This is a genomic window from Lacinutrix salivirga, from assembly GCF_053604675.1.
The window spans coordinates 1-6,697 of the sequence record NZ_JBSHNP010000023.1; the positions used below are offsets into that span (position 1 = coordinate 1).

8 protein-coding genes and 1 pseudogene are annotated in these 6,697 nt (G+C 30.4%); 8 read left to right on the top strand and 1 reads right to left on the bottom strand.

The genetic code is table 11. From position 1 onward, the window contains the following. The first annotated feature begins 229 nt into the window (after positions 1-229). From ACVC5O_RS00135 to ACVC5O_RS00170, 8 genes are all read left to right on the top strand, one after another. Complete coding sequence (locus ACVC5O_RS00135) at positions 230-754, top strand: hypothetical protein (protein ID WP_452219434.1); 525 nt, start codon at positions 230-232, stop codon at positions 752-754. Positions 755-931: 177 nt separating this feature from the next. Then, positions 932-1,924 carry a hypothetical protein gene (locus tag ACVC5O_RS00140; protein ID WP_452219435.1) on the top strand — a complete coding sequence of 331 codons (993 nt, stop codon included), beginning with the start codon at positions 932-934 and terminating at the stop codon, positions 1,922-1,924. A 227-nt stretch (positions 1,925-2,151) separates the two neighbouring features. Beyond that, positions 2,152-2,646 carry a hypothetical protein gene (locus tag ACVC5O_RS00145; RefSeq protein WP_452219436.1) on the top strand — a complete coding sequence of 165 codons (495 nt, stop codon included), beginning with the start codon at positions 2,152-2,154 and terminating at the stop codon, positions 2,644-2,646. 4 nt (positions 2,647-2,650) lie between these two features. Further along, positions 2,651-3,916 carry an HAD family hydrolase gene (locus tag ACVC5O_RS00150; RefSeq protein ID WP_452219437.1) on the top strand — a complete coding sequence of 422 codons (1,266 nt, stop codon included), beginning with the start codon at positions 2,651-2,653 and terminating at the stop codon, positions 3,914-3,916. Next, complete coding sequence (locus ACVC5O_RS00155; RefSeq protein ID WP_452219438.1) at positions 3,917-4,867, top strand: DNA-processing protein DprA; 951 nt, start codon at positions 3,917-3,919, stop codon at positions 4,865-4,867. 531 nt (positions 4,868-5,398) lie between these two features. Continuing rightward, complete coding sequence (locus ACVC5O_RS00160; RefSeq protein ID WP_452219439.1) at positions 5,399-5,656, top strand: hypothetical protein; 258 nt, start codon at positions 5,399-5,401, stop codon at positions 5,654-5,656. A 4-nt stretch (positions 5,657-5,660) separates the two neighbouring features. Next, positions 5,661-5,978, top strand: coding sequence for a hypothetical protein (locus ACVC5O_RS00165; RefSeq protein ID WP_452219440.1), 318 nt, complete (start codon positions 5,661-5,663; stop codon positions 5,976-5,978). 152 nt (positions 5,979-6,130) lie between these two features. Continuing rightward, complete coding sequence (locus tag ACVC5O_RS00170; protein ID WP_452219441.1) at positions 6,131-6,547, top strand: hypothetical protein; 417 nt, start codon at positions 6,131-6,133, stop codon at positions 6,545-6,547. 47 nt (positions 6,548-6,594) lie between these two features. Here the strand turns inward: ACVC5O_RS00170 and ACVC5O_RS00175 are convergent. Then, a pseudogene (locus ACVC5O_RS00175) lies at positions 6,595-6,697 on the bottom strand (IS110 family transposase); the annotation flags it as partial.

Sequence of the window (6,697 nt, forward strand, 5' to 3'; positions counted from 1 at the left end):
TTGCTTTGCACAACAATGCTTATAAAAAATTGCTATTTTTAGACTTAAATTAAGTTGCTTCCCTTTTTGCTTGCTTCTGAATTTCCTACGGAAATTCCTCGCATACAAAAAACGCAACTTTGTATAAACGTAACCGTTGTAAAACATTTAAAAAAACCATATGAATAGAATTAAACCCTTTCTGATTTTACTTTTTCTTACGAGTTTGACTTATAGTCAGGATGTAAAAATGTCAACAGAATATTCGTCTGAAAATCAAGATACGTCTGATTTACTTCAATTTGAGAATATTGATTTTTATAAAGTAAAGTTTATTGGAAAAGACATCTCTGAAAAAAATTATGTACTGATAGCTAAAGAAATATGGGATGGTAAATTAAAAAGTTCCGACACTATAATTGACACTTCAAAATATCCGAAAACATCTGAATCTAAATCAGATACTCTAAAATTAAAAGTTATTGCTAAACGAACATTTGAACCGAAATTGAAATTGTGGTTCCGATTCCCAAAATTCGGAATTAACAAAAAATATGACGCAATAATGTCGGACGACTATAGTTTGAGAGATACTGGAATTAGCGAAAGTATTGAATATGGTAAAAACTTTTACGCCTTTACCTATATGCTACCTTATGAAAAAGGAGATTATAAATATTGGTGCGCAGTCGAAGATAGTGGAAAGGATATAGAAAATTGGGGAAAAGAATTTGGAATAAAACACTATGTTATATTTGAAATGAAATTTGATTAAAAAACGTTTTACAACACCGTGTATAATTAATTGCTAGATTCTAGCCTACTTACGAAAATCCTCGCGGATTTTCTATTCGGTTTTTATTTGCTAACTTTAGTGCTTAAACCACGCAACTAACCATACACAAACACGTTGCCAGTAATTTAAACCAAGCGAAAACCAACCAACATACGAATGAAAAAAATACTACTTCTAATCCTTGCAGTCGGACTTTTTAGCTGTAATTCTCATCTTGATAAACCGATTTTTGAGCCACTAACCGTTAATGAACTGAAAGAATCTATTGAGAATGATTCTCTATTTAAAGGCACTTACAAATACATCACTTTTATTCGAGACAGTGTACTGACAGACGATATGGAAAAAGTCAAGTATGCGGACTTGACCTACGACCAGATTTTTGATTATGTCAAATTTTCCGCAGATACAACTTATTTCAAGCCAATAAATGAACGCTTGGAAAAGGAATGGAATGAGAAATATGGAATTTACGAAGTGAAAGTTGACTCAATTTCAAACTATTGGAAAAAATATAAAGAGGACAACTCATTGGAACAATATGTAAAAGTGGAGCTGGCAAAAATAGATAAAGAATATTACAGCTATTCTGGCGGAATAAGAGACATTAATCTTGGATTTAGACTGACACCTTTAAAAGGGAAAATTGAACAAATAAGATTTGGTTACAGAATTGAGGCAAAAATCAACGAAAAGGAAGATGAAAATGCCTACTCATCAATTTATTCTGCATTGGATAAATCTTGGTGCTTAACAACAAGTCCATTTTCAAAACCAGTCGTACGTTATTGGGAAGTAAATTACACTAACGAAAAAATACTAAAAGCTAAAACTTTAGAAACGTTCAACAGAGATTATAACATTTACATTGAGGTGGACGAAATAAGAAAAGACGGAAAAAATATGAGCAATGACGACTTGAATATTCCTAAATCAGTAACGAGGTATTGGGAATACGAGAATAGAGAATATTTGCAGGATTTATATGTAGATGACGTTCTCGAAGAAGTTTTAGGAGTTGAATATTTAGGCAAGTACGAGTATCGTAATCAAGAGGTTGATAAAATTCTAAAAGAGAAAGACCCAATGGTTTATGAATTTTTCAATAGTCCATCTGAAAAAGATATGCTTTTACCTGAATTCTATTAAATAAAAACTACTGGCAACAACGTGTATAGCTCATTGCTGGTCAGTTGCTTAAACCAAAGTTAAGGCGTTTATGGAAAGTCGCCAAATTTTTAAATTTGACGATTTCCAATAAAAAAAATAAATAGTAAAATTTAAAAATCTGGCTTGTGGCTTAACCGAAAATAATCGCTAATTTACACGCAACGAGCCATACACAAAACCGTTACCCGCAATTAAAACCAATCTCTATGGATAAAGAAAATACATCAAGTTTAATTAAAACTATTCTTCAAAATAATAACTTAAAAACAGAAGATTTAGCAAAAGAAATAACTTGTTCTATTCAAACTTTGACAAGGTTAATTTCTCAAGAAACCTATCCGACTGAAAAATTCATAAAGGAAATAGAAAGAATCAACTTAAATGGATATGATGATTATAGAAAAATATCATTATATCAAAAAGGCAAAATACCTGAAAAAAATGGAACTATTGGAGGTGCTACTGTAGGAACAGTTGCATCAGCAGTTGGAATCACTTCTATTTATGGTTTGTCTGGTGCTGGTATTTCAGCTGGATTAACAGCAATAGGTGGAACTATGGTAGCTGGTGTAGCAACAATTGCGGCTGCACCAATTGCAATTGGTGCTTTAGGTTATGGAATAGTAAAAGGCTTCAATTCATACAAAGCAAAGAAAGAGCTTAACAAAGTAGTTATTGATACTATTTGGGAATACAAATAAGAAAATGATTTTACTTTTAGATTTAGATGGAACTTTAACAAACACAGCTCATCCATACTTCAAAAAAATGAAAGATGGAATTGAGCAAACTGACCTTTCTAAAATTAAAGTTTTCAACGGAGCAAAAGAATTTATTGAAAATCAAAAACGGAAAGGTAACATTCCTGTAATAGTTTCAGATAGTCATCCAAATTACGTAAAACCAATAGCAGAACAGATTTTTAACATTGACTTCGTAAGTCTTACCGACAAACCAAATTCGGAAAAAACTGAACAATTTATATTGTCAAAACCACAATTAGCAAAACAATATCAAAATAAGGACAATTTTCTTTTAATTGGAGATAGTTGGTTAGACATTGAATTGGGACGAAAATTAAACATAAGAACAGTTTATGCTAAATTTTACAAAGCATCAGAAGTTGAGGAAAGAGATGGAATCGGACAAGATTGGAAACCTGTAAAATCGGGACCTACTTTTTTCGCGAATAACTTTGCTGATTTAGAAAATATTATTGAAAACCCTATCGAAAAATTATTAGCAATTGAATCTATTTTTCAAGGTGGTAATTCTAATGAAATGACAAAATTTCTATATAGAAACTACAATGGGAATTTTACTGCATTTAGATGTTTAGCAAGACAAGAAGATGGCGAATGCGATAGATTTGCGAGAGCAGACAAGTATTATCAAATAGACAATCCTAATCGTGATAAAGAATTCTTGACAAAACTTTCTAATGGTGTAGAAAATTATCTAAAAAGGGTTGCGGAATTTCCAGAATATAATTGGGATTATTTTACTTACGTTTCAGACAAAAAAACAACTACGCCAACAAACAAAATGAAAGAGATTTTTGAACTTGTAGATACAAGTTTCAATAAACAAACATTATTTGTGTGGAACGAAGATGTAACGGGAAGTTTAAGAAATCAACCTAATTATCAAGCAAGAAGGAACTTTATTGCTTCAAATTTAAATCTTTTACCAAATTTAGATTTAACCAACAAAAATATAATTGTTCTTGACGACCAATTTACATCTTCGGCAACGGCAAACGAAATTTCTCATCAATTGCGACAAAGTGGAGTGAAAAACATCTTGTTTATTGCATTATTTTATCTCATATTACCAATAGAAAGTAAAAATTGTCCAAATTGTAAACAACCTATGAAAATAAAAATTCGAAGAAAGGATGGTCATAAATTTTATTCTTGTCTTCCTAAAAAATATGGTGGGAATGGTTGTGGACATATAGAAAATATATAAATGAATTTAACAATTAACATACTTGCACTTTCACTAATAAAAGGAGTTGGAGCGTCTTTTATAAAAAAGAATTTGCCATTAATTGAGCAATATTCGCAAAGTATTGATTTGCTTTCAATGATTGGTGGAAAGGTTACTCTGGAAGAACTCGAATACAATATACCTAAAGCCAAATTAATTTTAAAAGATTGTAAAGAAAACTCAATAGAAGTAGTTTCAATTGTTGATAATAATTATCCTCATTTACTTCGATTAATTAATGACCCACCACCAATATTATACTTAAAAGGGAATGCTAATTTACTTTCAAAAGCCATTGCAATAATTGGTACAAGAAAATCTAATACTTTAGGTAATGATATAGCGTATAGAGTTGGAGAATATTTTAGCAAAAATTGGTCAATCTGCAACGGTTTAGTTGACGGAATAGACAAACATTCCATTTCAAAAGAAAATGAAGTTTTTGACAATGTTATTGGAGTAATATCAGGAGGACTAAATTTCAATGAAACATCTTCTTTGGTTACTCGTGAGCTTTGCGAAAAAGTATTAAACAAAAATGGTTTGTTAATTTCAGAAAATGAACCAAATAAAAAAGAAGACAGGTTTTCAGGTAGCAAAGCAAGTCGAATTCAAGCTGGACTTTCAAATGCTTTAATTTTAATTCAGAGCGACAAAAACGGAGGTTCTAAATACACTCTAAAAAGTTTTGCAAAAACTGAAAGACCTTTAGGAATAATTGATTTTAAAGAAAATAAGGACTTCCAAAATGATGACATTTTTTCTGCTAACCGACTGATTCTCGAAAAACGAATTGAAGGAATTGCTGAAATGTGCGAAATAAAAAAAATAACAGAAATAAGAATTAAATCCATTATTCCGATTTCAAAAAAGTCTGATTATTTGACATTTGAGAAAGAAATAACTGCGGGTAACAACGTGTATAATTAATGGCTAGTCCTCGCCTACTTACGAAAATCCTCGCGGATTTTCTATTCGGTTTTTATTTGCTAAATTAGGTGCTTAAACACGCCACTAATCATACACAAATCCGTTGTGCAAAACAATCCCTTTCTTTTAAAGTCGTTTAATAATTAGTTGGTTTTTCCCTTTTTGTTAAAAAAAACGTGCTACTATACTTTTTGCTTTGTAGAGACTTTTCGGCATAGCTTTTTAGAGACTTTTCGGCATAGCTTTGGTTGGACTAAGTTTTTGGCGTAAATAAAGGGTGTTTTTAAAAGCAAAATTTTTGTAGAGAACTTGTAGAGACTTAAACGCTTCTCTAATTTCTAGCAATTAAAACTTAGCACGTATAGAGCATAAATATTTTGCTTTGCACAACAATGCTTATAAAAAATTGCTATTTTTAGACTTAAATTAAGTTGCTTCCCTTTTTGCTTGCTTCTGAATTTCCTACGGAAATTCCTCGCATACAAAAAACGCAACTTTGTATAAACGTAACCGTTAGGCAACATTAACGAAATGACGAAAAACCAAGAAAAATCCGAAAAACAATATGCTGCCTATATGGCAAGAAAATATTTTAGCGGACAAATTTCAAAATATCAAATTATAGATAGTTTCCCTGATTATATGAATGACCCAAAAATTAAACTTCTCTATAATCGAATTTTAGAAAAACCTAAAAAAGGTTGGTTATTTGGTGTATCAAAAGAAAAATATGAAGAATATATTTTAAAAAGTTATGAAATTATTGAGGAATTAGAATCTGAAAAATAAAAATATGGAATATTTGAAAATCATTTCTAAAACCTTTGAACAACATAATATTTCCAAAATTTCGGAATTAAAATATGAGAAATTTACTAAATCCAAAAATTATCCATCAAGCGAAGGAGTCAGATTTGAAACGAATAATTTTGCTGGAGAAATTTTCTATTACTCAAATGGAGAAATGGAATATTTGGAGATAGAATTTCTTATTTTTAAAACGGAGAAATTTGAATTTAAAATTGTCGAAAAAACAAAAAAAACTGAATTGAATAAAATAATTTCCGAATTTTTAACCGAAAGATTAACTGAATTAAAAAACGTTGCCTAACACCGTATAAAATTAATTGCTTATTTTAGGCTTAAACAAAGATCGTTGCGCTTTTGTACGTCTGATTTTCCTTCGGAAAATCCTCGCACACAAAACCGCAACTAACCTTATACAAACACGTTAGGCAACATTTGACCCAAAATTACGCACTTATGAAATTGAAAACTTTTTTTAGTAGTTTAATAATCTTAACTCTATTGAGTTGTGGAAACGATGATGACAATAATTCGAGTAATCCTTGTGACTTGAATCCTTTTCCTGGAGTTAACGGAGTAACTCAATCGGATTTTCTGATTCAAACTTTTAACGAACCTGATGAAAAAGGATATTTAATATCAGCAACAATTACGAATGATAATCTTGAATCAGTTTCAGGAAAACCAAGTTTCGTGTTTAGAGAAAATGGAGAAATAATTACTTATTCGACTTCTAATACTGCTTCTTCGACTTCTTGTCTGAATATTGACGCTGAATCAACTTGTGATTTTGAATTTAGAGTATATTTAAGTCAGAATGAAAATATTGACAACAATATTGAATTCCTCTGCTTTTATTACTTTGATGAATAAAAACGTTGCCTAACAAAGTACTGTGGTAAAAAACAAGTAAAAACTCATTAATTTTTCACTAAAGTACTTCTATAAGAATCATCATATATTAATCCCGATTTTGCAATTGCAAAAGCCTGTTTTAAAAGCTTATTACATACTGCTATTAAT

Coding starts and splice junctions, on each gene's coding strand:
- ACVC5O_RS00135 (WP_452219434.1), top strand. CDS start 230: ATGTCAACAGAATATTCGTCTGAAAATCAAGATACGTCTGATTTACTT.
- ACVC5O_RS00140 (WP_452219435.1), top strand. CDS start 932: ATGAAAAAAATACTACTTCTAATCCTTGCAGTCGGACTTTTTAGCTGT.
- ACVC5O_RS00145 (WP_452219436.1), top strand. CDS start 2,152: ATGGATAAAGAAAATACATCAAGTTTAATTAAAACTATTCTTCAAAAT.
- ACVC5O_RS00150 (WP_452219437.1), top strand. CDS start 2,651: ATGATTTTACTTTTAGATTTAGATGGAACTTTAACAAACACAGCTCAT.
- ACVC5O_RS00155 (WP_452219438.1), top strand. CDS start 3,917: ATGAATTTAACAATTAACATACTTGCACTTTCACTAATAAAAGGAGTT.
- ACVC5O_RS00160 (WP_452219439.1), top strand. CDS start 5,399: ATGACGAAAAACCAAGAAAAATCCGAAAAACAATATGCTGCCTATATG.
- ACVC5O_RS00165 (WP_452219440.1), top strand. CDS start 5,661: ATGGAATATTTGAAAATCATTTCTAAAACCTTTGAACAACATAATATT.
- ACVC5O_RS00170 (WP_452219441.1), top strand. CDS start 6,131: ATGAAATTGAAAACTTTTTTTAGTAGTTTAATAATCTTAACTCTATTG.